General features: G+C 60.1%; 20 protein-coding genes. 12 read left to right on the plus strand and 8 right to left on the minus strand.

The features are described from left to right. The first annotated feature begins 7 nt into the window (after positions 1-7). Positions 8-1195: a M24 family metallopeptidase gene (locus FVV99_RS15240; protein WP_148254949.1), complete on the plus strand. Its 1188-nt coding sequence runs from the start codon at positions 8-10 to the stop codon at positions 1193-1195. 36 nt (positions 1196-1231) lie between these two features. Here the strand turns inward: FVV99_RS15240 and FVV99_RS15245 are convergent, their stop codons facing one another. Genes FVV99_RS15245 through FVV99_RS15255 form a run of 3 tightly spaced genes read right to left on the minus strand, consistent with a single transcriptional unit; the run spans position 1232 to position 4717 of the window. Beyond that, positions 1232-2329: an ABC transporter substrate-binding protein gene (locus FVV99_RS15245; RefSeq protein WP_201745116.1), complete on the minus strand. Its 1098-nt coding sequence runs from the start codon at positions 2327-2329 to the stop codon at positions 1232-1234. After that, entirely contained in the window at positions 2322-4082 is a 1761-nt protein-coding gene (locus FVV99_RS15250) for a chloride channel protein (protein WP_148254951.1), read from the minus strand. The genes FVV99_RS15245 and FVV99_RS15250 overlap by 8 nt, the downstream gene beginning before the upstream one ends. Further along, positions 4079-4717 (minus strand): phosphoribosyltransferase, encoded by a 639-nt coding sequence (locus FVV99_RS15255; protein WP_236645425.1) that lies wholly within the window; start codon positions 4715-4717, stop codon positions 4079-4081. The genes FVV99_RS15250 and FVV99_RS15255 overlap by 4 nt, the downstream gene beginning before the upstream one ends. Positions 4718-4882: 165 nt before the next feature. Here FVV99_RS15255 and apbC point away from each other — a divergent pair, with 165 nt between their 5' ends. Both apbC and dcd read left to right on the plus strand, forming a co-directional pair. Continuing rightward, positions 4883-5683: an iron-sulfur cluster carrier protein ApbC gene (apbC, locus tag FVV99_RS15260; protein WP_201745119.1), complete on the plus strand. Its 801-nt coding sequence runs from the start codon at positions 4883-4885 to the stop codon at positions 5681-5683. Positions 5684-5766: 83 nt separating this feature from the next. After that, the gene (gene dcd / locus FVV99_RS15265) at positions 5767-6333 is read left to right on the plus strand and encodes a dCTP deaminase (RefSeq protein WP_148254954.1); all 567 of its coding nucleotides are present in this window, start codon (positions 5767-5769) and stop codon (positions 6331-6333) included. A 15-nt stretch (positions 6334-6348) separates the two neighbouring features. On the opposite strand, the gene FVV99_RS15270 is transcribed toward dcd, so the two are convergent. Both FVV99_RS15270 and pyk read right to left on the minus strand, forming a co-directional pair. Then, complete coding sequence (locus FVV99_RS15270; protein ID WP_148254955.1) at positions 6349-6828, minus strand: methylglyoxal synthase; 480 nt, start codon at positions 6826-6828, stop codon at positions 6349-6351. Between the two features lie 5 nt (positions 6829-6833). Next, the gene (gene pyk / locus FVV99_RS15275; protein ID WP_148254956.1) at positions 6834-8291 is read right to left on the minus strand and encodes a pyruvate kinase; all 1458 of its coding nucleotides are present in this window, start codon (positions 8289-8291) and stop codon (positions 6834-6836) included. Between the two features lie 345 nt (positions 8292-8636). Here pyk and topA point away from each other — a divergent pair, with 345 nt between their 5' ends. The 5 genes from topA (at position 8637) to FVV99_RS15300 (ending at position 13715) form a co-directional block, all read left to right on the plus strand. After that, positions 8637-11267: a type I DNA topoisomerase gene (topA, locus tag FVV99_RS15280; protein WP_148254957.1), complete on the plus strand. Its 2631-nt coding sequence runs from the start codon at positions 8637-8639 to the stop codon at positions 11265-11267. Next, entirely contained in the window at positions 11264-11722 is a 459-nt protein-coding gene (locus FVV99_RS15285) for a DUF6586 family protein (RefSeq protein WP_148254958.1), read from the plus strand. Before topA ends, FVV99_RS15285 begins: the two co-directional genes overlap by 4 nt. 192 nt (positions 11723-11914) lie before the next feature. Beyond that, positions 11915-12151, plus strand: a complete 237-nt coding sequence (locus FVV99_RS15290; RefSeq protein WP_148254959.1) for a hypothetical protein — start codon at positions 11915-11917, stop codon at positions 12149-12151. A gap of 20 nt (positions 12152-12171) precedes the next feature. Further along, a complete protein-coding gene (locus FVV99_RS15295) occupies positions 12172-13098 on the plus strand; it encodes a cation diffusion facilitator family transporter (RefSeq protein WP_148254999.1) in 927 nt (308 codons plus the stop codon). A 20-nt stretch (positions 13099-13118) separates the two neighbouring features. Further along, complete coding sequence (locus FVV99_RS15300) at positions 13119-13715, plus strand: DUF4202 domain-containing protein (RefSeq protein ID WP_148254960.1); 597 nt, start codon at positions 13119-13121, stop codon at positions 13713-13715. A gap of 17 nt (positions 13716-13732) precedes the next feature. On the opposite strand, the gene FVV99_RS15305 is transcribed toward FVV99_RS15300, so the two are convergent. Continuing rightward, positions 13733-16207 carry a diguanylate cyclase domain-containing protein gene (locus FVV99_RS15305; protein WP_161599013.1) on the minus strand — a complete coding sequence of 825 codons (2475 nt, stop codon included), beginning with the start codon at positions 16205-16207 and terminating at the stop codon, positions 13733-13735. A 214-nt stretch (positions 16208-16421) separates the two neighbouring features. Between FVV99_RS15305 and FVV99_RS15310 the strand changes: the two genes are divergently transcribed. From FVV99_RS15310 to FVV99_RS15325, 4 genes are all read left to right on the plus strand, one after another. Beyond that, entirely contained in the window at positions 16422-17633 is a 1212-nt protein-coding gene (locus FVV99_RS15310; protein WP_148254962.1) for an EAL domain-containing response regulator, read from the plus strand. Positions 17634-17698: 65 nt separating this feature from the next. Beyond that, a complete protein-coding gene (locus tag FVV99_RS15315; protein WP_148254963.1) occupies positions 17699-19276 on the plus strand; it encodes an ATP-binding protein in 1578 nt (525 codons plus the stop codon). Positions 19277-19368: 92 nt separating this feature from the next. Further along, on the plus strand, positions 19369-19950 hold the full coding sequence (locus tag FVV99_RS15320; protein ID WP_148254964.1) for a L,D-transpeptidase family protein: 582 nt from the start codon (positions 19369-19371) through the stop codon (positions 19948-19950). Between the two features lie 181 nt (positions 19951-20131). Next, positions 20132-20401, plus strand: a complete 270-nt coding sequence (locus tag FVV99_RS15325) for an Lpp/OprI family alanine-zipper lipoprotein (protein WP_148254965.1) — start codon at positions 20132-20134, stop codon at positions 20399-20401. Between the two features lie 120 nt (positions 20402-20521). On the opposite strand, the gene FVV99_RS15330 is transcribed toward FVV99_RS15325, so the two are convergent. Beyond that, positions 20522-21967 carry an aldehyde dehydrogenase family protein gene (locus FVV99_RS15330; RefSeq protein ID WP_148254966.1) on the minus strand — a complete coding sequence of 482 codons (1446 nt, stop codon included), beginning with the start codon at positions 21965-21967 and terminating at the stop codon, positions 20522-20524. Between the two features lie 469 nt (positions 21968-22436). Further along, positions 22437-24038: a 5-guanidino-2-oxopentanoate decarboxylase gene (locus FVV99_RS15335; protein ID WP_148254967.1), complete on the minus strand. Its 1602-nt coding sequence runs from the start codon at positions 24036-24038 to the stop codon at positions 22437-22439. Between the last annotated feature and the right edge of the window lie 21 nt (positions 24039-24059).

Raw genomic sequence — 24059 nt, forward strand, 5'->3', positions numbered from 1 at the left:
GCAATTCATGAACCATGATGCGTATCGCTACGCCTTGAGCAAGACGTTGGCGGGCAGTGAGTGTCCGTTCCCGGAGTCGGAGTTCCAGCGACGACGGGCTGCGGTCGCCGCCGCCCTGGATGAACGAGGGCTGGATGGGTTGTTGCTGACCGATCCGGCCGATATTTTCTATCTGACGGGCTACACGACGTTCGAAGTCGCTGTGCACACGGCGCTGGTGTTCACTCCTCGACGCCTGGTACTTCAAGTGCCATCCATCGAAACCGGACCTGCGGTGGCATCCACGCGGGTGGATGAAATCCTGGGTTATCGCTGGGAAGGTGTCGAAGATGTCCTGGGACCGTTGGCGGACGTTCTCGCTGCGGCTGGATTGCATATCGGCGTGGATAGCTGGCACGGCTCATTGCGCCACGGCGTGATGCAGGGACTTGCCGATCGGCTACCGGATCATGAGTTCCATGATGCCGGAGCGGTGATGGACGGCGTTCGCATCGTCAAGACGGCGTCCGAACTGGATTGCCTGGCGGAAAGTGCCCGCATCACCGGTATCGGGATCGAGGCGGCGGTATCGGCCGTCCAGCCCGGCATCACCGATAGCGACATCGCGGCTATCGGCGCCCGCACGTTGCACGCAGCGGGCAGCGAGTTCATGAGCATGCAGCCGATCGTGACCGGTGGACGGCGCAGCAGCATCATTCATACCAACCATCAGCGTCATCCTATCGTGGAAGGCGAACCGGTCTTCCTGGAATTCGGTGGCACCTTCAAACGATATACGGCGCCCATGATGCGTACGGTGGTGGCCGGCCAGCCGAGTGACGACATGGTGTCACTGTTTGCGACCGTGCGCGAAATTTATACCACCCTGCTGGATTGCATGCGTCCTGGGCAGCGTTTCGATGAGGCAGCGCGGGCGGCCGAGCGTGTGTTGGCACCGGTCGCGGACGAGGTGTTCTTTTCAGGCGTATTCGGCTATACCGTCGGCGCCCAGTTTCCGCCTTCCTGGGTGGAAGGGTCCGGCTTCATCGCCCGCGGGCAGACGCGTGTATTCGAGTCCGGCATGGTCTTTCACCTACCGATTTGCTTGCGCCTACCCGGCCGCTGGGGAATCGGATGCAGCGATACCGTGAGAGTGACCGAAGGTGGGGGTGTCGCCTTGACCGAGAATCCCTGGACGCTCTCCGGTACGCATTGACCGCTCGGTCTGACGGCTGGCTGCCGAGGACGTCGTTCATTCGCCGCGGGGCAAGCGCTGCCGAAAGCGTTCGTTGACGCGAGCCTGAGTGCGTGCGTACCAGTCATGATCCTTGGTGATGGCGCGCTGGGCGTTCAGTGGGTGGGTCGGAATATGTAAGCGCATGTCCTGACCGCTATCGATATGTGTCGTCACTTGCGTGGCGGCTGAATGACGCGCGGGGCCGTAGGGAATGTGGCGGGCAAAGGTCGCCAGGCGTTCGGTCGTCGTGGCGAAACGGATGAATTCCCGGGCGAGCTCGGGATGGTCGCTGGCGCGTGGAATCACCCAGGTCTCGTGTTCCTGAACTTGGCCATCCCACAGGATATCGATCGGCGCATCCTGCTGAATCATGGCATCGAAGAAACGGCCATTATAGCCGGAGGCCATGACCACCTTGCCGTCGACGAGCCATTGTACCGGTGTATCGCCGCCTTCCCACCAACGGATATCATCGAGGCTTTCCAGCCGCTCGAAGGCCAATTCCAGCCCTCGCTCGGTGCTCAGTAACCGGTACAGTTCCTCGCGGGGAACGCCGTAGGAGAGTAGCGCCCATTCCAGATTGGCCGCGGGGCTGTGCTGCAGCGCCCGAGGACCGGGAAAACGCTCCTGGTCGAACAGGTCCGCGATTTGCGTGGGGCGCGTACCGGGAAAGGCGTCACGCCGGTACGCCACCACCGTTGCATACACCGTATGACTCATGCTGCAGCGGGTGAAAGCGCCATCGATGAAGTCCTGTGACGCAGGCGTGCCATCTGGAGCCGGGGCGGCGAGTGAGGGGGAGAGAGGGTGCAGCAGTCCCGCTTCACATGCCGCCAGTGCATCGCTTTGGGTCATGTCGATGATGTCCCAGTCGACATCGCCGTCTTCAGCGGCCTGACGGAGGTCGCCGATTCCGCCGTCATACCGTTCGACCACGACATCGATGCCGGTGGCTTCACTGAATGGGGCGAAGATAGCCTGTCGCTGGGCGCGCTCATAGGAGCCACCCCAGCTCAATACGGTCAATGACGGGGTATCGTCCGCCGTGGCCGTCGGACTTGGCATGACGATCGACAGCAGGACGAGCGCGATGGCCCGGCGTGCGTTAACCATTGCCATATTCCTCTCGCCGCAGTTCGTCACTCTGTTGCAGATAGGCGCGCGCGATACTGGATTCATAGACGACACCCAGGAAGGTGCGGGTCGTCGGGTCGTCGACGACGGCAATGGCCTCGCCCGTGAAGTGGCGCAGTTGCTCCATCGCCTCGCCGACCGACGTATCGGGAGTCAACGTCGACCGATCGCTGGCGGTGCACTCGATCAGTGACCGCGACGCATGAGCCGTGTCGCGCATGGCTTCCAACTCGGCGAGTGTCACGGTCCCCAGGTAACGGGCCTGCGCTGAGACCAGGTAAGCCTCCGCATGGCCGGCACGTCCCAAGGTGGCGATGGCGTCACCGATCGTCTGCTGTGGCGACAGTGTCACGCATTCGCGGGTGAGATACGGATTGATGGACATCGCATGTAGCACGGCATGGCTGCGACCGGCCGACAGATCCAGGCCGCGGGCCGCGAGCTGGATATCGAACAGCGAACGGCCGAACAATTGAGCGGCAATGGGACTGGCCAGCGTCACACTGGCGAGTGCCGCCGTCGTCAGGACATAGCTCCCCGTCAGTTCGAAAACGATCAACAGGCTGGTCAGGGGAGCGCCGATCACAGGAGCGGTGACGGCCACCATGCCACAGACCGCATAGAAGATGAATGTATCCAGTGGTGCGCCGCTGACCATGGCGACCAGGCTGCCGCAGAGAGCGCCGAACAGGGTGCCGATGACCAGCGCTGGACTGAATACGCCACCGGCGAACCCCATGCCTAGACACAAGGCCGTGGCCAGTATCTTGAGAACGAGTACCACCACTAGCTCGGCCGTACCGAACGCGCCTGCGATCGTGGCGAAACGTAGCGTTTCCTGCCCCATACCCAGGATATCGGGTACCCATAGTGCCGCTGTGCCCAGAATGGCGCCAGCCAGGGCCGGTCGACAGACGGCCGGTAGAGGCAGGCGTGCCGCCAACCGACCCGCATGCCGTATTGCCACCATGTAGGCCCCGGCGACCAGCGCTCCAAGCCCGCCGATGACCAGGAAAACGGCGAACTCCCACGGCTGAGGGACGGCACTGCCGGTGACGTGGAAGAGAGCGCCACGTTCGAGCACGTTGGTGGCGATGACATGGCCGACGATAGCGGCCGCCGCAATGGGGGCGAAGGCACGCAAGGCGTAGTGGCGCAACATGACTTCATGAGCGAAAACGATGCCGGCCAGTGGTGCATTGAACGCCGTTGCGATGGCGGCGGCCACGCCACAGGCGATGGTGATGTTGTCATCCGACCGTCCCAGGCGTAACAGACGTGCGCTCAGCGATCCCAGGGTCGCCCCGAGGTGCACCAGCGGACCGTATTGACCGACCGAGGCGCCGCTGCCCAGTGAGACCAGGGCACTGAGCGCCGATAGCAAACCGGCTCTGGCCGGCAGTCGACCGGCGCGTGTCTGGACCGCGGCAATGACATCGGCGGGCGTATGCGGGCGACGTTCCCGTATCCACCGGTGCAGCATGCCGGCCAACAATCCCCCGATGGTGGGTACCGCAATCGTTGCCGCGATAAGCCACTGTTCATGGCCGAACATCATGCGACTACGCGGCGATATCAGCAGGGTATCGTTCAGGAAGAAGACGATCGCGACGAAGCCTACGGCACACAGGGCGGCAATGCCACCGATGGCTGCCCCGAGCAGCACCAGTGCCAGGAAACGGGCAATGGCCATCGGTCCCGTCGTCGGCTCACGGGTCTCGGATCGGTTCATTCGGTGTTTGGCGCAAGCAGGTGTATCACTTCGTCGTCGCTGGTTTGATCGAAGTGACGATACCATTGTCCGACGGCACCGAAGTGGTCCGGCTGACTAAGGCAGACGAGGTCATCGGCGAGTGGTGACAAGTTGGCAATGGTATCGGGCGGTGCGACGGGCACGGCCACGATCAGCCGTGCCGGGGACTGTGCTCGCAGCGCTTCGAGTGCTGCCTGCATCGTCGCGCCGGTGGCCAGGCCGTCATCGACGACGATGACGGTGCGCCCCGCGACGCGCAGTGGCGGACGTTGCCCACGATAGGTTGCCTCTCGACGCTGGAGTTCTCTGTTTTCCTGGGCCACGATGTCATCCACCTCGTGCTTATCGATGGTCAACCTCTCCACCAGGTCGTGGTGAAGGACGCAGATACCGTTGCCGGCTATCGCTCCCATGGCCACCTCGGGTTGCCAGGGAACGCCCAACTTGCGTACCACGAGCGTATCGAGCTCGGCGTTCAGTGCCTGTGCGATTTCCCAGGCAACCGGTACACCGCCCCGCGGCAGCCCCAGGACCAGTATGTCCGGTATGGAACGATAGTCATCGAGGGCGTCGGCGAGTTGGCGGCCGGCATCACGGCGGTCTTCGAAAATCATGTCGGCGAACATCGTGTCATGTGAGTCCCTTGAGCATAGGCGAGGGAGAGCGACTCCTTCAAAGTGGTACACCGTGCTTGGGGTACAAGCGCTTCACCGGGTTATACTGACGAGCAAGCCAGGCATCGGGCGATGCCATCAATGAATTGCAAGGAGTGAGCCGTGATCGAGGGTGTCAAACATATCGTGGCCGTAGCGTCCGGCAAAGGTGGTGTAGGCAAATCCACCGTCACTGCCAACCTGGCCTTGGCGATGGCTGCAGAAGGTTATCGTGTCGGCTTGTTGGATGCCGACATTTATGGTCCCAGCCAGGCGCAGATGCTGGGTATCGGCGAAGGCGTTCGTCCCCAACAGGTGGGAGAGAATGGTTTCGTTCCGCTCGAAGCCCATGGCATTCAGGCGATGTCCATGGCATTCATGGTCGATATTACCGAGCCGATGGTGTGGCGTGGCCCAATGGTCGCTGGTGCCTTCCAACAGCTACTCAATCAGACGGTATGGAACGATCTCGACTATCTGTTCATCGACATGCCGCCGGGCACGGGGGATATTCAGTTGACACTGGCCCAGAAAGTGCCGGTGTCGGGCGCCGTGATCGTCACCACACCGCAGGACATTGCGTTGCTCGATGCGCGCAAGGGAATCGAGATGTTTCGCAAGGTCAATGTCCCGGTGCTCGGTATCGTGGAGAACATGAGCCTGCATATCTGTTCCCAGTGCGGGCATAGCGAACCGATCTTCGGCGAAGGCGGGGGAGAGCGCATCTCGGCGCAGTACGAGACTCGCCTGTTGGGGCAGTTGCCGTTGACGATGGCGATTCGTGAACAGTCCGATGGTGGCAAACCGACGGTTGTTGCCGACCCCGATGGCGACGTGGCGATGACCTTCCGGACAGTGGCGCGCGCCGTTGCCGAAGGCGTCGAGAGTCAAGGCGATGAAGGGCCCAGCATCTCCTTCGGCGAGTAACGATCAGTACAAGGGCGTTGGTAATCCGTCGCGGGGCCGTTATCATGTCGGCCCCGTTTTCGTTACGACTCTAGGGCGCCCCGATGAGCATCAAGTCCGACAAGTGGATTCGCCGCATGGCGGAAAGCCATGGCATGATCGAACCGTTCGAACACGACCAGGTTCGTTACCATCAGGAGCAGCGCGTTATTTCCTACGGGACGTCCAGCTATGGTTATGACGTCCGTTGTGCCGATGAATTCAAGGTCTTCACCAACATCCATTCGGCGGTCGTCGATCCCAAAGGATTCGACGAAAAGAGTTTCGTCGATATCAAGGGCGATATCTGCGTCATCCCTCCCAATTCGTTTGCGCTTGCACGTACCGTGGAATATTTTCGGATTCCACGCAGCGTCCTGACGATTTGCCTGGGTAAGTCGACTTATGCACGGTGCGGTATCATCGTCAATGTCACGCCGCTGGAACCGGAGTGGGAAGGGCATGTCACGCTGGAATTCTCCAACACCACCAACCTGCCGGCGAAGATCTATGCCCATGAAGGCGTGGCACAGATGCTGTTTCTGGAATCCGACGAAATCTGCGACATGTCCTACAAGGACCGTGGCGGCAAGTACATGGGACAGCAAGGGGTGACCTTGCCCCGTACCTGATGGCCGGTTCCGGGATTACCCGGAACGGGCATCGAGCCAACTGCCGGCATCCGGTACGTCGACCTCGAAGGCGTCATCCAGGTACGGTGAACTGATCAGGAAATCGGCACTGGCGGCATTACAAGCGACCGGGATATTCCACAGTGCGGCCAGTCTCAGTAGTGCCTTGACGTCGGGATCGTGGGGCATGGGGGCGAATGGATCCCAGAAAAAGATCAGCAGGTCCAGCCGCTGCTCGGTGATACGGGCCCCGATCTGCTGGTCGCCACCCAGTGGGCCGCTCATCAGGCCTTCCACCGTCAGTCCCAGCTCACGAGCGACGCGGCTGGCCGTGGTGCCGGTGCCGACGAGTTGGTGCGCTGACAGCGTGTCCTGCCAGCGCCGGGCCCACGCCAGCAATTCGTCCTTCTTGCCGTCATGCGCGATCAATGCAATGCGCTTGCGCGCCGGCAGCGTGCGGCGTGCTTGCTGGCGCGGGCCGTGGTCAGTGGTCATGACGATTATTCCACCTCGAGGATTTTCATCGTATTGGTTCCGCCGTGGGCGTTCATGTGATCGCCACGAGTGAGAATCATCATCTTGCCCGGTGTGGCAATGTTGCGTTCCTTGATGATCGCGATCGCCTGCTGGTCGAGATCATCGGCATCCAGGTCGGACGTATCGAACAGGATCGAGACGACACCACGGTACAGCGACATGCGCCGCTGAGCGATGGGGCTATGGGCCAGACCGACGATCGGCAGTCCCGAGCGAATGCGTGAAGCGATCAGCGGCGTGTACCCGGTGGCGGTCATGCAGGCAATGGCTCCGACGCCCGACAGGTGGTTGGCGGCGTACATGGCTGACAGGGCCACCGTCTCGTCGATCTTGGTGAAGCCCTCGTGAATCCGGTGGCCCGATTCCTGAGCGATGCGTTCGCGCTCGGCACCCAGGCACAGGCGGTGCATGGCTTCGATGGTTTCCACGGGATAGTCGCCGGCAGCGGTCTCGGCGGAGAGCATCACCGCATCGGTCCCGTCGAGCACGGCGTTGGCGACGTCAAAGACTTCGGCACGGGTAGGCAGCGGCGAGCCGATCATCGACTCCATCATCTGGGTGGCGGTGATGACGGCGCGATTGAGTTTACGGGCGCGGCTGATCATACGCTTCTGGACGCCAATCAACTGGGCATCGCCGATTTCCACGCCCAGGTCGCCACGTGCCACCATCACGGCCTCGCTGGCCTCGATGATGCCATCCAGCGTGGCGTCGTCGGCAACGGCCTCGGCACGCTCGACCTTGGCCACCAGCCCGATCTCTTGCCCGGCGTCCCCGAGCAGTCGACGCGCTTCCTGCATGTCGGCGGCACTACGTGGAAAGGAAACCGCCAGATAATCCACACCGATGTCGATCGCAGTCTTCAGGTCGGCCTTGTCCTTGTCGGTGAGTGCGGCCGCGGAGAGACCGCCTCCCTGCTTGTTGATGCCCTTGTTGTTGGACAGCGTGCCGCCCACCATCACGGTCGTGTGCACGGCAGTGCCATCGATTCGGTCGACCTGGAGGACCAGGCGGCCATCGTCGAGCAGCAGGACATCGCCTGCCTGTAGATCATCGGCGAGCTGTTTGTAGTCGCAACCCACGCGTGTCGCATCACCCGCATCGGCATCCAGTGCGACATCCAGCACGAAGGGTTGGCCTTCATCGAGTTCGACGGTCCCATCGGCAAAGCGGGCGATACGGATCTTGGGGCCTTGCAGGTCGCCAAGGGCGGCAACGCTCTTACCCAGCCGATCGGCGATTTCGCGTACCCGTGCCAGGCGCTGGCGATGATCGTCGGCCGATCCGTGCGAGAAATTCAGGCGGACCACGTCGACACCGGCGGCGATCATGGCCTCTAGCACGCCCTCTCGGTCGCTGGCCGGGCCGAGTGTGGCGACAATCTTGGTGCGGCGGATGGGCCCATGAAAGGCATTCGACATGAAGATCTCCAGTAACAGTCGGTCATGTAGGAAACGCTGAATCCACCTTGACACTGCCCAATGGGCGTCAGTGGCGTTTTGTAGTCATTTTACTACATGATGGTAAAGCATGGGGAACTCTCAATGAAATCCCCCCATCGATGGGGGTAGTGTGGCACACCTCTGTGACAACGTGATGCTTGCGGGCCAGTGAGATCGCAGTATAGGGTCATGCTTGACATGTTATTGATGGCTGGCATGAAAACGCTCGCTGGGGTACGGTGAGCGCATTTTTCCGTCAGCACGGTCATGACGGAGAGTCGCGAGACGGCGTGAAGGCACTGTCGCAACATATTGTGGAGCACTATGGGTAAGTCACTGGTCATCGTCGAGTCGCCGGCCAAGGCGAAGACGATCAATAAGTATCTCGGCAACGATTTCATCGTGAAGTCGAGCGTAGGTCATATACGCGACCTGCCGACCAGCGGCTCGGGAAAAGCGAATGCCGATCCCAAGGAGCGGGGGCGTCAGGCTGCGGCGACACGCAAGATGTCACCGGATGAAAAGGCCGTCTACAAGAAGAAAAAAGCGCGCGAACAACTGATCAGGCGCATGGGGATCGATCCCGAGAATGACTGGGTCGCGAATTACGAGATTCTGCCCGGCAAGGAAAAGGTCGTTGCGGAATTGCAGAAACTGGCCGACAAGGCCGAAGCCGTCTATCTCGCGACCGACCTCGATCGGGAAGGGGAGGCAATCGCATGGCACCTGCAGGAGACGATCGGTGGCGATGCGTCCCGTTACAAGCGGGTGGTGTTCAACGAGATCACCAAGAACGCCATTCAAGAAGCCTTCAAGGACCCCGGTTCCCTCAATATCGAGCGTGTCGAGGCTCAGCAGGCCCGACGCTTTCTCGATCGTGTCGTCGGGTTCATGCTGTCACCGCTGCTATGGAGCAAGATCGCCCGCGGCTTGTCCGCCGGTCGCGTGCAGTCGGTGGCGATGCGTCTGATCGTCGAGCGCGAGCGTGAAATTCGCGCTTTCGTTCCCGAAGAATTCTGGGATGTTCATGCCGACCTGGTGAGCCCCGGAGGCGAGCCGGTCCGTTTCGAACTGGTCCGCCAGAACGGCAAGGCGTTCGAGCCGACGTCGGAAGCCGAGACGCTCGAGCGTATCGACGCGTTGAAGAAAGCGTCGCTGCAGATCACCGCCCGTGACGACAAGCCGACCCGTTCGCGCCCCAATGCGCCCTTCATCACCTCGACCCTGCAACAGGCGGCCAGCGGACGACTGGGATTCTCGGTGCGCAAGACAATGACGCTGGCGCAACGCCTCTACGAGGCCGGACACATCACCTACATGCGTACCGACTCGACCAATCTTTCGCAGGATGCCGTGGCATCGGTGCGTGAGCATATCGAGCGCGAGTATGGCAACCGTTATCTTCCCGAGTCGCCCAACCGCTATACCAGCAAAGCGGGAGCTCAGGAAGCGCACGAGGCGATCCGCCCGTCCAATGTATCGCATACCGCAGTATCGCTGGACGGTATGGAGCGGGACGCGCAGCGCCTTTATGAATTGATCTGGCGTCAATTCGTGGCCTGTCAGATGACGCCAGCGGAGTATCTTTCTACCACACTGACCGTCGAGGCCGATGGCTATGAACTCAAGGCCAAGGGGCGTGTGCTCAAGTTCGATGGTTATACCCGTGTGATGAAACCGGCGGGACGCAAGGATGAGGACCAAGCGCTGCCGGACCTGTCCGAAGGTACGGCGATGACGCTCGAGTCACTCGATCCTCAGCAACATTTTACCAAACCGCCGGCTCGCTATACCGAGGCGAGTCTGGTCAAGGAGCTGGAAAAGCAGGGGATCGGCAGGCCCTCGACCTACGCATCGATCATTTCGACCATCCAGGACCGGGGGTACGTCAAACTCGAAAGTCGTCGCTTCTATGCCGAAAAACTGGGCGATATCGTTACCGAACGGCTCAAGGAGTCGTTCCCCGACCTGATGGACTACAACTTTACCGCACGCATGGAAGACAGCCTCGATGAAGTGGCCGAAGGCGAGCGCGATTGGAAAGCGTTGCTCGACAGCTTCTATGACGATTTCCGTAAGGAGCTGGAACTCGCCGAGAGTGAGGAGGGCATGCGGCCCAATCAACCGGTGCCGACAGAGATCGATTGTCCCCAGTGCGGACGTGAAATGCAGATACGCACCGCATCGACAGGCGTGTTCTTGGGTTGCAGCGGCTACAATCTGCCGCCCAAGGAGCGTTGCAAGACCACGATCGATCTGATTCCCGGCGAGGAAGCGGTAGCCGACGATGCCGGCGAAGAAGCGGAAACCGACGCCTTGCGTGCCAAGCATCGTTGCCCCAAGTGCGGTACGGCCATGGACAGCTATCTGATCGACGAGCATCGCAAGCTGCATATTTGCGGGAACAGCCCCGATTGTGATGGGCACGAGGTCGAGAAAGGGCGTTTCAAGATCAAGGGGTACGAAGGCCCGACGCTGGAATGCGACAAGTGTGGTGCCGAGATGCAGCTCAAGTCGGGACGTTTCGGCAAATACTTCGGCTGTACCAACGACGCCTGCAAGAATACCCGCAAGCTGCTCAAGAATGGCGAAGTGGCGCCGCCCAAGATGGAACCGGTCCCCATGCCCGAGTTGGCTTGCCAGAAGGTCGATGATCACTACGTGTTGCGTGATGGTGCCAGTGGGCTGTTCCTGGCGGCGAGCCAGTTCCCCAAGAATCGGGAAACGCGCCCTCCGCTGGTGCGTGAACTCAAAGCGCATGCCGATGAATTGCCTGAGAAATACCGCTTCCTGCTCGAAGCACCCAGTGAGGATCCGGAAGGGCGTCCGGCACAGATTCGCTTTTCACGCAAAACCAAGAGTCAATATGTGATGACCGATCAGGATGGCAAGGCCAGTGGTTGGAAGGCCACGTACGATGAGGGGCGCTGGCAAGTCGAGGACAAGCGCAAATGACGCCGGCAGGACGCACCAATCAACTGATCTATCAAGCAGAGCTGCTACTGGCGGTCGATCGCGGCGATGATGAGCATGCCGACGCCCGCCGTATGGCTGCCGAGGAGGGGGCGCTGGCATTGGCCGAACTGGCGTTGAATGCCGCGTTACGCGAAGTGACGGAACTGGCCATGCTGGAACGGCATGAATGGCGAGAGTTGCTGTCCGGTGATCGCCAGCTCGCCGAGCTTCACCATCTGCGGGAACTGGCCCACCGCGAGGATAGCTGGCTGTCCTGGCTGATCGCACGCTTGTCTCAACTCCATGACGTCGAGGGGGCGTCCAGCCGGCGCCAGGCAGATGCCGGCCTGATAGCGACTGCCGGTAGCGGCGACCTGGCCGAAACGTTGCGCTGGTGTCTGCGTGAATTCAAGTCGACGCTGGCCGAACTGCGCGAAACCAGTTTCGAATGGTGACGTGGCGTGGTGCGAGTGATACCCTGAGTATGGTGTTGACGACCATGGACGATTCCCGTGGTCGTTTTTTATTGCCGCGTTTCGTCGAGTCCCCATGGCTGTCTCCGGGATAGCCATCGTGTCGGCCGGCACTCGTTACCGTAACGAGAACGTATCGACGAATACGCACTGAAGAAGTAAAGGGAGAGCCCCGTGACCGATACCGCGATTCTGGAAATCGTCGAACTCAATGACGGCGAGATAGTGCTGCGCAGTGCCGAAGGCGAGGGCGAACCGCTGTTGCGTATCCGCTTTTCCGAAGAAGCTGCCGAGTTGCTGCGTCAGAGCCGTTTCGAAGTGGCGCAGGAAATGATCGACCATGCCATTACACGCAGTAAACTGTGGCAGGAAGAGAGCGAGGAGCAGGTTCTTCCCTCAACCGTTCATTGATGGAGTCACGGCACCGCGTGATGACGACTGAACGGAGTGGTCTGCTCTTATCCGCTTGCGTGGCTTTGCTGATCGGTGTCGTTGCAACGGCGTCGGCGATCGCCACGGCATCGCAGGCCATTCTCCTCGATGGTTTGTTCAATCTAGTCTATTTCATGGTATCGCTGGCCACACTGCGTGTCAGTCGTTTGGCCAGCGGACCGGATGACGAGCGTTTCCCCTTTGGTTACGGCTACTTCGAATCGCTGGTCAATGCCGGCAAAGGGCTGTTGATTCTTGGCGTGTCGGGCTTCGCTCTCTTCGATGCAACCCTGACCCTGCTGGAGGGCGGTCATCGCATTGCTGCAGGCCTGGCGATAGGCTATGCCCTGTTTGCTACCCTCATCTGCTCGCTGACTGCATGGGTACTTGGACGTACCCTTCATCATGTTGACAGTCCGTTGGTGCGAGCCGACCGCGACAACTGGGTCGTCAACAGTGTGATTTCCGGTGCCGTACTGCTGGCATTTTGTCTGATCCCGCTGTTGCAGTGGGCGGATTGGCAGGCCCCGATTCCTTACATCGACTCCTTGTTGGTCATTGCCGTGGTAGTGCTGTGCCTGGGAGTCCCTGTGCGCATGGCATCCGGTGCCATACTGGAGCTGCTCAACCGGAGGCCGCCGAGTGCTGTCGCCGTGCCGGTTCGCGCCGCGGTCGAGCGGGCGCTCGCTGATCTGCCTGCCAGGCGCATTCATGTTCGCATGGTACGGCCAGGTCGAACGCTATATGTGGTTGTCCACGTCGTACTGCCGGACACCTATCCCGTATCGTCCGTCCAGCAATTCGACGCCATACGCGAACGTGTTGACCGGGAAGTCCGCGACGCTTATGCCACGCCGGTCATCGACGTCGTTTTTACAGCCAGTGATCGCTGGGCGGAGTGGCCTGAACTATCCTCCGAGCGATGAATCACAACGTGGAGGCCAATATGAGCGATACCGACTCCCCCTTCGCACGCGCCGTCGCGAGACTGGATGCCCTGCATGGCGACGATCCGCGAGAGACGATCGTCGAGGGCCGATCCCAGCCCTATGAGCAGGTCTATGCCCAACGCATGAGCGAGTGGCTGGCGACAGTCAAACCTGATGCCAGTGAGGTGCTGCAACTGGCGGTGCGAGCTCAGCATTTGCAACGCTGGCGTCTCCCCCGCGACGACTATCCGCGCGACCGTCCCGGGTACTTGGCCTGGCGGCGTGAGTTGGGACGTTTGCAAGCTGAACGGGCCGCGGAGGTGATGCGTGAGGTCGGCTATGAGGAAGCGGACTGCGAACGAGCCGCTGCGTTGATCCGCAAGGAAGGCATCAAGCGGGATTCCGAGGCCCAGGCACTCGAGGACACGGCCTGCCTGGTGTTTCTGCAATACGACTTCGTCGATTTCGCGGAACAGCACCTTGACGACGAAGACAAGTTGCTACGGATCATCCGCAAGACCTGGAAGAAGATGTCGCCGCATGGCCAATCGTTCGCGCAGACCATCAGCCTGCCCGAGACCCATCAGGCATTGATGCACAAAGCATTGACGTGAATGTCGGCGTCAGCGCGTCATGACACCTTGGTGTTGGTGACCAGCGTCGGGGTGCCGATGAGTTCGATCGTCGTCAGCGGCTCACCGATCCAGGCCCCCTGGAAGTATTGGTACCCTTGAGATATCAGCAGCTCACGTTCGCTCTGTGTCGATACGTCGGCGGCGACCAGGGGAAGCGACAGCTGCGTGGCCAGATTCTGCACGGTTGACGTGAATCGCAGTGATCGTTGATGGGTGTTGGCACTCAACTGATCGACCGGAAGGTCAGTCAACAGGGTGAGAGGCAAGCCATGCTGGCCGAACTCATGGAGCGACAGTGCGATACCCGCCTGTTTCAACTGGTGCATGATCTCGAGTGTCTGGGGAGTTCCTTGACGAACCAGCGACTCGCTCACCTGCAGCATGAGACGGGTCGGGCTGGACAGTCGTGCGCATACGTCATCGACGAAGCCGGGTTGATACAGGTGGGCTGCATGGATGTCGACGACCAGGGTCATGTTGGCCATCTCGGCGCTTTGTGACCAGAGGGTCAGTTGCTGACAGGCGGCTTCCAGCGTCCATTCACTGAACGCCAGTTGGTACTCGTGCTTCTCGATATCCGCTTGATAGTCGGAGGGTGCCAGCATGCCGTGGCGTGGATGATCCCAATAGCAACGCGCACCGATGGCCTGCAGGTTGCCAAGGGCATCGACGAGAGGCTGGAAGCGCAGATGGAACTGTTGTTCCTGCAGAGCCCGTTCGAGTTCTTCCTCGAACGCATGTTGATGGGTGATCGCGGCTTGCAAATCGGGGTCGTAGAAGTGCAGGCAATTGCGACCGGCTTCCTTGGAGCGATAGAGCGCCAGATCCGCTTGCTTGAGCACCCAGTCACTACTGACCGGTTCGTCGCCGAACATCGTGATGCCCAGACTCGTGGTAATCTGGCAGGAAACACCCTCGAGATCATAGGTGGGTAGTAGTGTCTCGATGATCTTGTTGCCGACACGTTCGGCCTGAGTCACCGCTGTGTTGAGTGACTCATCGAGATTCTCCAGCAGAATCACGAATTCATCGCCACCCAGACGACACACCGTATCGCCCGCTCGAACGCAATCGCTCAACCGGTTGGCCATCCGTTGAAGCAGCAGGTCGCCTTTATCATGCCCGTGGGTGTCGTTGAGCTGTTTGAAGTGATCCAGGTCGAGCATCAACAACGCACCGTGGCTATGCGTACGCTCGGACGTGTTCAAGGCATGCTGCAGGTGGTCCAGTAGCAAGCGGCGATTGGCGACATGGGTCAGCGGATCGAGAAAGGCAAGCTCTGCCATCTTGTCGGCGGCGGCCTTGCGCTCCGTGATATCGGTGATCGTGCCGACGAAATGAATGGTATCGTCGGTATCGTCATAGTGAATGGCGCTCAGCATCAGTCGTGCCGGATAATCCTCTCCGTTGTGTCGCCGATCCCATATCTCGCCTTGCCATTCACCGCGACGTATCACGGTATCCCACAAGTGTTCATAGAAATCGATATCGTGGTGCGGCGACTGCAGTGCACTGGGCACCTCTCCAACGACGTCATCGACACGATAGCCGGTAATGTGAGTAAAGGCTTCGTTGCACATCAACAACCGTCCTTGACTGTCGACCAGGAAGACGCCATCGCCGATCGCTTCGACGGCTCTCGTGAGCTGCTGGTGAGTGACATGCAGCAGGTCCGCACTGGTCTGGAGACGACGCATGACGGCTACCGAAATGGCCGTTACCGTTCCCAAAACCAGTGCAACCATGGTCACGCCCGTGGCCAGCCAGGACGAGCCGAGAATCGCATCGTTCGGGATGGCAAAGGGCTGTGAATAGAAGTTGACCGATACCATGGCCGTGTAATGGAGTGAGGTGGCCGCCATGCCAATGATGCACGCACCGGTGAAGGTGGTACGGTGGGTCATGAAGTGTCGAGCCATGGCACTGCCCATGCCGGCTCGCAATACCACCATGGCCAGGCTACCGATACCTAGTGCGAAGACGATCGATAGCAGGAGTAACGAGGCGTCATGACGCATGAGTGCGACAATGCGCATGCCCGCCATACCGATGAAGTGCATGGCGGCGATACCCAGGCCGAGAATCAGGCCGGCCAGCAGGTAGAGGCTCATGCGGCGGTGTTTGGCGAGTATCAGATACAGCGGCAACATACAGGCCAGAATGGCCGGTATGCCCGATAGCGCCGTGATCACGGGGTCGTAGAATACCTGGCGAGGTAATTCAAAGGCGAGCATGCCGATGAAGTGCATCCCCCAGATACCGTACCCCATGACCGTGGCACCGAGAATCAGCCAGACGCTCTTGCTGGCCAAAGACCAGCGCTTCCATGCCAGACTCATGCGCGAGGCCAGCAACAGGCCACTATAAGACGCGAGAACGGCGACCAACAGGGAAAGCAGGACAAGAATATGATCGTGGGAGCTGGCCAATTTCAGGGAGGGGGCCAGGCCACCATCGTCTATCTGAAGCATGAAGAGGGGAAACCTATGGAAACGTAAGCTCGCCATAAAAAAGTATGACGCTGATATGACCCCTCCGTGGTTTTGTCTACGCTACATGGGTAGGTTCATGAAAGCAATATGCAAGTTTTCCTGAAACTTGCCGATACACACAATAATGTCTTGGTCGGTCGCTCATCGGACGGGACGCCCGCTTCGCTGGATACCGCAACCTGGTTGTTGATCTATGCCGCAAGGAACTGCTGAACCACAACGATTACTCGTTCTCGACGATGATCCGGGTGTCGGCCAGACAATGGCGTTCATGGCCGAGAGTCTGGGCATGGAAGCGCGCTCGGTGGTCAAGGCCAGCGATTTTTTCGACGCGCTGAGCCAATGGCAGCCGACCCACGTCGTGATCGACCTGATCATGCCGGATATGGATGGCGTCGAAGTCATGCGGCAATTGGCCAGACTCGAGTGTGATGTGGCCATCATCATCTCCAGTGGTGTGGGGACTCGGGTACTGGATGCCGCCGAGCGCGCAGCGGCCGAACACCGCCTCAATGTGCTGGGGGTATTGTCCAAGCCTTTCACCCGGCAGAAATTGCAGGATGCCTTGGGACAATCCTCGCGTTCCCCGGTCTCTCGGCAGGGCGAGGGCCTGGATGCCGTGGACTCGGTCGGGGGCTTCGAAGTGACCGAGACGGCACTGCGTGAGGCGATCGGGCAGAATCAATTCATCATGGTCTATCAGCCCAAGATCGCCTGTCGCGACAATTCCGTCGTAGGGTTCGAGGCCCTGGTACGCTGGCAGCATCCCGACGCCGGTATCATTACCCCGGATAGATTCATCCCCATGGCGGAATCGCTGGATCTGATCGATCCCTTGACCGACCTGATCATCGAGCAATCGCTTCAGTGGGTGTCGGCGTTGCAACATGAACCTGCCATGTCGCTGGCGATCAATCTTTCCGCCAAGACGCTCGTCAACCTGGATTTTGCCGACCGCCTGGCGGTGCGATGTCGCAGGCAAACCGTCAGACCTGGACAGGTCACCCTGGAAATGACCGAGACGGCGGCAATGGAAGACTCGGTGATGGCATTGGAATTGCTGACGCGGCTGCGCATGAAGGGGTTCCATGTCGCCATCGACGATTTTGGCACCGGTTACTCGTCGATGATGCAGTTGGCTCGTCTCCCGTTTTCCGAATTGAAGGTCGATAAATCCTTCGTGATGACGGCAACGAGCTCCGAAGAAGCCCGCACGATCATCCGTTCGACGGTGGAGTTGGGGCATAGCCTGGGACTCGATGTGGTAGCAGAAGGCGTGGAAGACGGAGGCGCGCTGGCGTTTCTACGGGATATCGGCTGTGACTATGCTCAAGGGTATTTCATCGCTCGTCCGATGCCGACACACCGTATCTCCGGATGGCTGAACGAACGTCAGGATGACTGATACGGGCACCAGGACGCCGTGTCAAGTCACGACGTCATACGTCAGACAATGCGTACGAGGCAATCATGATTCCTGATCACCCCTCCGATACCCTGCGTGAACTGGCACGGGAACGTCATGTCGACTCGTTGCTGCGCAATATTCCCGGCATGCTCTATCACTGCCGGCTTGACGCTCATTGGACGATGCTGTTCATCAGTGCCGGCTGCCTATCTCTGACCGGCTATCGTCCCGATGATCTGCTGTACAACCGGCGAGTCGCGTTCGTCGACTTGCTGCATCCCGAAGATACCCAGCGCTTGGAAGACGAAGTCTACCGGGCGATCGAAGCGCGTGAGGCCTATAGCATCACTTACCGGCTCATCACGGCACACGGTGACGAAAAGTGGGTGTGGGAACAGGGGAATGCGGTGCGAGGGGAGCAGGATGAAGTCCTGGCGCTCGAAGGATATATCACCGACATTACGCAGCGTATCGAGCTCGAGGCGCAGCTCGTCCGCTCACAGCGGATGGAGTCGGTAGGACAATTGACCGGCGGAGTTGCGCACGATTTCAACAATCTGTTGACCGTCATCCTTGGCAATGCCGAGCTGTTGGTCGAGGAATTGGACAATCAGCCGCGTCTTGCGAACCTGGCCGACATGGTGGTCAGTGCCGCTCAACGCGGCTCCGATTTGACGCAGAGTCTACTGGCCTATGCACGGCGTCAGCCACTTGAGCCCCGTGCCATCGAAGTCGACGAGACCTTGCAGGGCATGTATGACCTGTTGCACCGCACCTTGGGCGAGCACATCGAAGTCGACATCATTGCCGGTAGCCATGGCCAACGCGCCATGGTCGATCCCTCTCAGCTCGAGAATGCCCTGCTCAACCTCTCGCTCAACGCGCGAGATGCCATGCCGCAAGGTGGCAACCTGGTCATCGAAACGGCCGTTACGCATCTGGATCAGTACTATGCGGATCACCATGACGAGGTCGAGCCCGGCGACTACATCATGGTGGCGGTCTCCGACACTGGTGAGGGAATCGACAGTGGGCATCTCGAGCGGGTGTTCGAACCGTTCTTTACGACCAAGTCAGCCGGTAAAGGTACCGGCCTAGGCCTGAGCATGATCTATGGGTTCATCAAGCAATCACGCGGTCATGTCAGCATCTACTCCGAACCCGGTCAGGGAACGACGGTGAAAATGTACTTGCCGCTTGCCGATGGGGAAGCCGGAGACGCTCACGCAGAGCTTGCTGCAGCGGAGACCGAAGGGGGTGGAGAAACCATCCTGTTGGTCGAAGACGACGACCTGGTTCGTCGCTATGCCCATCAACAGCTAGCTGCGTTGGGGTATCTGGTCAGCGTGGCGGCCAGCGGGAGAGAGGCTCTGGCCATGATTCGTCAGCGCGACGATATCGACCTGTTGTTCACCGATATCGTCATGCCGGGCGGTATCAATGGCAAGGAGCTTGCCGACCGGGCCAGGGCGATCAGGCCGACATTGAAAGTCCTCTACACGTCCGGCTATACCGAAAATGCCATCGTCCATCAAGGCCGACTGGACCCCGGCGTGCTGCTGCTGAGCAAGCCCTACCGACACAAGGAATTGGCGCGCACCGTGCGGCAGGCGCTGGATAGTGCCCAAGCGAAAGAGTGAAGGAGCCGGAATAGCGGGTTGTCATTGAGTTTTCAGGGTGAATAGCGTAGAAATCGAGCGTCATCCTCTTCGTTACACGAGATCCAGCATTGATGAATCGAGCCACGAAAAGCCTAGCCTTGCTGATCATGACCTTGTTACCGGTCATGGGGTTGCAGGCAGCAATCGATACCGACTTTTCGCCACGTCCCAATGAGCGTTGGTTGTTGATCGATGATCAAAGTGCCACCCTGACTGTCTACGAGGGTAACCAGGAAATCGAGCATTTCGAACCCATATCCCTGGGGCGGGGCGGTGCCGCGCCACTGCGTGTCAGAGGTGACCGGAAAACCCCGACAGGGGAGTTTCGTATCAACCGGGTCAACATGCAGAGTCGCTTCCACATTTTCCTGGGACTTAATTACCCGACGCCGGCCCATGTCAGGAAGTCATTCAACGCCGGGCTCATCGATCGTGACGAGTACGAGGCGTACCATCAGTACATGCGTCGGTACGGTGAACCGCCACAAGATACGCCGCTAGGTGGCGACATTGGTATTCACGGTCTGGGGGAGAGCGACGAGGATATTCACGGCCGATTCCACTGGACGCAAGGGTGTATCGCCGTGACCAATGAACAGATAGAATGGCTGAATGACAACATCGATATTGGCACACGCGTCGTCATCCGCTAGTCTTTGTTTGTGACGACGCGAATTGAGCGGTAGACAAAGCGGTATCGTCTATAATAAAACGGCGTTTGACTCTTGGCCTCAAAAGACTAGAGTCAGTATTGGGAAGAACCTGCTCAATGCAGTAGCCTGGGAAACTAGGCATAATTCAAGGCTGAACCAAGGAAGACACAAGGAGATCATCATGTCCACGACTCTCAAGACCACTTTAAAGTTGTCTGCTGCTGCCGCTTCTCTGGCCGTTCTGGCTGGTTGCGCTTCTCAGAGCTCTCTGGAAGAAGTGCGTACCATCGCCGAAGACGCGCAAGCTGAAGCCCAACAAGCCAATGCCACTGCACAGCAAGCGCAGAACACTGCCAACCAAGCGCAGCGTGATGCTCAAGCTGCCATGCAGATGGCTCAGGAAAACCGTGAAGAAATGGATCGCATGTTCGAGCGCTCCATGCAGAAGTAAGATGCCAATGGCGGTTGCCGGCGGGCTTGACGCTAAGTCATGATCCTGTCGACAACCGTGATTCGTATCGCGAACGACCCCGCTCAGGCGGGGTCGTTCGTCATGGGTAGACACCCCCGCTCATTGCGGGCCGATCAAGTGCTTCACTTCCAGATACGCATCGAGCCCCCATGGCCCCAGTTCCCGGCCAATACCGCTTCGCTTGAAGCCTCCCCAGCTCGTTTGGGGCAAGACGACTTGTTCGCCATTGAACCAGATACTGCCCGCTTGCAGTTGTCGCCCTATCCGTTTTGCACGCTCGTTGTCGCCGCTGACTACCGTCGCTGCCAGACCGAAGTCGCTGTCATTGGCCAGAGCGATGGCCTCGGCTTCATCGTTGACACTACGAGCGCAGAGTACCGGACCGAAGACTTCCTCGCGCCATAAGCGGCTGGAGGTGGGCACATCCCGGAACAGAGTCGGAGCCAAGAAATAGCCTTGCTTGGGCAACTGACGATGCCTGTCGTCACGAACCGCTGTCAGTCCTTCTTGCCGGGCGATTTCAAGATAACCCTTTACCGTGTCACGTTGGCGTGAGCTTGTCAGAGGCCCCATATCGGTCGTTTCGGCCAATGGGTCGCCAAGATTGATGGCATCGATTCGAGTCGCAAGGGCATCGTAAACGTCGTCGGCTATGGCCCTATGCACCAGGAGACGGGAAGTCGCCGAGCAGACCTGTCCCATGTTGAAGTAGATACCCGCCATGATCCAATCCGCCGCCCGTTGCGGGTCCGAATCCTCCATCACCAGAATGGGAGACTTACCGCCCAGCTCGAGCGATACGTTGCGGCTGCCCTGACTGGCGGCTCGCATGACGTTTTCACCGACGGCATTACTGCCGGTAAAGGAGAACTTGTCGATTCCGGAGTGAGCCGTCATCGCCGCCCCGATACCTTCACCATCGCCGTGGAGCAGGTTCAGCACACCGTCGGGAAGAGCGATGTCCGAGGCAATGTCTGCCAGCGCCTGTTCGGGCAACGGGGTGACTTCCGAGGGCTTGAGTACCACGGTACAGCCGGCGGCCAGGGCGGGAGCCAGTTTCCAGGCGCTGGTGACCAGCGGAAAATTCCATGGCGTTATCAGGCCAGCGACGCCGGCCGAATCGAAATAACGGCGCGCTTCGACCCCCGTCATGTCGTGTTCGACACGCTGTCCCTGACGCTCATCCAGCGCACGAGCCTGCTCGGCATAGTAGCGATAGCAGGCGATGGCATCATCCAGGTCGATGCCGGCTTCCGCCAGCGCCTTGCCGTTGTTGGTTGAAGACAGACGCATCAATTCCTTGCGGCGCTCGCTCAACGCTGCGGCGAAGCCATTCAGGTAGATCGCGCGATCGGCGCCGCTCAGTGCCCGCCAGCCGGGCAGGGCATGACGTGCCGCGGCAACCGCCGCCTCCACATCGGCGGCATCACCCGCCGTCACTTCCGCGATCGTCTCTTCAGTATACGGGTTGGTCACCGCCAGCCGGCGCCGGCCCTGAGACGGGACCCAACGGCCATCGATGAACTGGTGGTCGAGTTGTTGCATGGTGTCATTCTCCATGTGTGCTGTAGGCGCTACGTCAGTCGCGATTGGCGTCGTCAGGGCCCACGGTGGCATATCCAGCAGGGCTGACGCCCTGCATCGCGGTTGAAACCGCTCCTACAACACCCGCTGCCGATGTCAGGTAGGAGCGACTTCAGTCGCGATTGGCGGTGTCACAGAGCAGGGCTAACGCCCTGCATCGCGGTTGAAACCGCTCCTACAACACCCGCTGCCGATGTCAGGTAGGAGCGACTTCAGTCGCGATTGGCGGTGTCACAGAGCAGGGCTAACGCCCTGCATCGCGGTTGAAACCGCTCCTACAACACCCGCTGCCGATGTCAGGTAGGAGCGACTTCAGTCGCGATTGGCGGTGTCACAGAGCAGGGCTAACGCCCTGCATCGCGGTTGAAACCGCTCCTACAACACCCGCTGCCAGTGTCAGGTAGCAGCGACTTCAGTCGCGATGTCGTTCTCAACCGATGGCGTTCATCCAGGCTGCCGCATCCACTTCGATCAACAACGGCCCGTCCTGTGGTCGTGAAACCAGGGCATCGGCCAGTTCGTCGGGTCTGTCGACATGGGTCGCCAGGCAGCCAAAGCCTCGGGCGAGGGTCAGGAAGTCGGGGGCCTGAAGATCAACACCGAGCCGGGTCACATGGTTGGCATCCATGTAGCGGCGAATTTCTTCGTAGCCGGCGTTGTGCCATAGCACCACCACGACCGGGAGGCGTTCTTCGACGGCGGTAGCGAGTTCCGAGAGCGTGAACATGATGCCGCCGTCGCCGACCAGCGCGACTACGGGGAGATGAGGCTGAGCGAGTTGCGCGCCGAGAGCGGCGGGCAGGCCATACCCCAGTGTGCCGTAGCCCGTGGAGGCATTGAAGAAACGTCTTGGTTCCGGCTGCGAGACCAGATGGTTGCCGGCGTAGACCGGTGTCGTGGAATCGCCGACCAGGATGGCATCCGGGAGTCTGGACTGGAGGGTGTCGAATAGTGGCACGAACGGTGCCAGGTCAGCATCATCACGCAGTGCCAGGGCATTGCGAGCGTCGTCGGCACGCGCATGCCCACCGCGAGAGAGCGTCGCGGGAAACGCCTCTAGCAGGACGGAAAGGCTGCGTCCGGCATCCGCGACCAGCCCCAGCGCAAGCGTCTGGTTGCGTACCAACTGCTCGGGATCGAGATCGATTCGGATCAACTTGCCATTCAGCGCGAATCCATCGTCGAAGACGACGTCGTAATCCGTTTCGCCCAGTTCGGTTCCTACGGCCAGGATGACATCGGCCTGGTGTGCCAGCTCGCGTACCGGCGGCAGGGCGGTATTGGCGCCCAGATCCAGCGGATGATCGCGGCCGAGAACCCCTTTGGCATTGATCGTTGTCGCCGTGGGGGCGTCGAGGCGCTCGACCAGTATCCGGGCGGCTGGTGCCGCATCGACGCAGCCACCGCCCAGGAGGACGAGAGGCCGCTGCGCATCGTTCAGCCACGCTGCGGCTGTCGCAATACCCTGGGGATCCGGTGCGGCCGGGTATAGCGCGGGTGAATGCCAGTGGGTCGGCGGCGTCACCGGCGCATCGAACAGGTCGATGGGAATCTCGATGTGCACCGGCCCTGGCCGTGCGCCGCGAAACAGGGCATAGGCACGTGCCAGCACGCCAGGCAGATTCGCCGGATCCAGCAGCGTATGGCTGAAACGGCTGACGCCGGCCAACGTCTGCTGCTGGCTGGGCAGTTCATGCAAGCGCCCCTGGCCCAGACCCAAGGTGTCGCGCCGATTGACGCTGGAAATCACCAGCATCGGCACGGAGTCGGCCAGCGCCTGCCCCATGGCGGTCGCCATGTTGGTCATGCCTGGCCCGGTGATGATGAAACACACGCCAGGTCTGCCGGTCGACCGGGCGTAACCATCGGCCATGAACCCGGCACCTTGCTCATGGCGAGGCGTGACATGACGAATCGGACAGCCCTCGAGCCCTCGATACAATTCCACCGTATGCACGCCGGGAATACCGAACACGGTATCGACCCCATAGGTGTGGTGGAGTAACTGCAACAGCAATTGCGCGCATGTCATGGATGGGAACTCCTGGTTACG

The organism is Aidingimonas lacisalsi, assembly GCF_008079445.1.
GTDB classification, from domain to species: Bacteria; Pseudomonadota; Gammaproteobacteria; order Pseudomonadales; family Halomonadaceae; genus Aidingimonas; species Aidingimonas lacisalsi.

Excerpts from the sequence above, each read along its gene's own strand:
- FVV99_RS15240 (WP_148254949.1), top strand. The coding sequence starts at position 8 with ATGAACCATGATGCGTATCGCTACGCCTTGAGCAAGACGTTGGCGGGC.
- FVV99_RS15245 (WP_201745116.1), bottom strand. The coding sequence starts at position 2,329 with ATGGTTAACGCACGCCGGGCCATCGCGCTCGTCCTGCTGTCGATCGTC.
- FVV99_RS15250 (WP_148254951.1), bottom strand. The coding sequence starts at position 4,082 with ATGAACCGATCCGAGACCCGTGAGCCGACGACGGGACCGATGGCCATT.
- FVV99_RS15255 (WP_236645425.1), bottom strand. The coding sequence starts at position 4,717 with ATGATTTTCGAAGACCGCCGTGATGCCGGCCGCCAACTCGCCGACGCC.
- dcd (WP_148254954.1), top strand. The coding sequence starts at position 5,767 with ATGAGCATCAAGTCCGACAAGTGGATTCGCCGCATGGCGGAAAGCCAT.
- FVV99_RS15270 (WP_148254955.1), bottom strand. The coding sequence starts at position 6,828 with ATGACCACTGACCACGGCCCGCGCCAGCAAGCACGCCGCACGCTGCCG.
- pyk (WP_148254956.1), bottom strand. The coding sequence starts at position 8,291 with ATGTCGAATGCCTTTCATGGGCCCATCCGCCGCACCAAGATTGTCGCC.
- topA (WP_148254957.1), top strand. The coding sequence starts at position 8,637 with ATGGGTAAGTCACTGGTCATCGTCGAGTCGCCGGCCAAGGCGAAGACG.
- FVV99_RS15285 (WP_148254958.1), top strand. The coding sequence starts at position 11,264 with ATGACGCCGGCAGGACGCACCAATCAACTGATCTATCAAGCAGAGCTG.
- FVV99_RS15295 (WP_148254999.1), top strand. The coding sequence starts at position 12,172 with ATGACGACTGAACGGAGTGGTCTGCTCTTATCCGCTTGCGTGGCTTTG.
- FVV99_RS15300 (WP_148254960.1), top strand. The coding sequence starts at position 13,119 with ATGAGCGATACCGACTCCCCCTTCGCACGCGCCGTCGCGAGACTGGAT.
- FVV99_RS15305 (WP_161599013.1), bottom strand. The coding sequence starts at position 16,207 with ATGCTTCAGATAGACGATGGTGGCCTGGCCCCCTCCCTGAAATTGGCC.
- FVV99_RS15310 (WP_148254962.1), top strand. The coding sequence starts at position 16,422 with ATGCCGCAAGGAACTGCTGAACCACAACGATTACTCGTTCTCGACGAT.
- FVV99_RS15315 (WP_148254963.1), top strand. The coding sequence starts at position 17,699 with ATGATTCCTGATCACCCCTCCGATACCCTGCGTGAACTGGCACGGGAA.
- FVV99_RS15320 (WP_148254964.1), top strand. The coding sequence starts at position 19,369 with ATGAATCGAGCCACGAAAAGCCTAGCCTTGCTGATCATGACCTTGTTA.
- FVV99_RS15325 (WP_148254965.1), top strand. The coding sequence starts at position 20,132 with ATGTCCACGACTCTCAAGACCACTTTAAAGTTGTCTGCTGCTGCCGCT.
- FVV99_RS15330 (WP_148254966.1), bottom strand. The coding sequence starts at position 21,967 with ATGCAACAACTCGACCACCAGTTCATCGATGGCCGTTGGGTCCCGTCT.
- FVV99_RS15335 (WP_148254967.1), bottom strand. The coding sequence starts at position 24,038 with ATGACATGCGCGCAATTGCTGTTGCAGTTACTCCACCACACCTATGGG.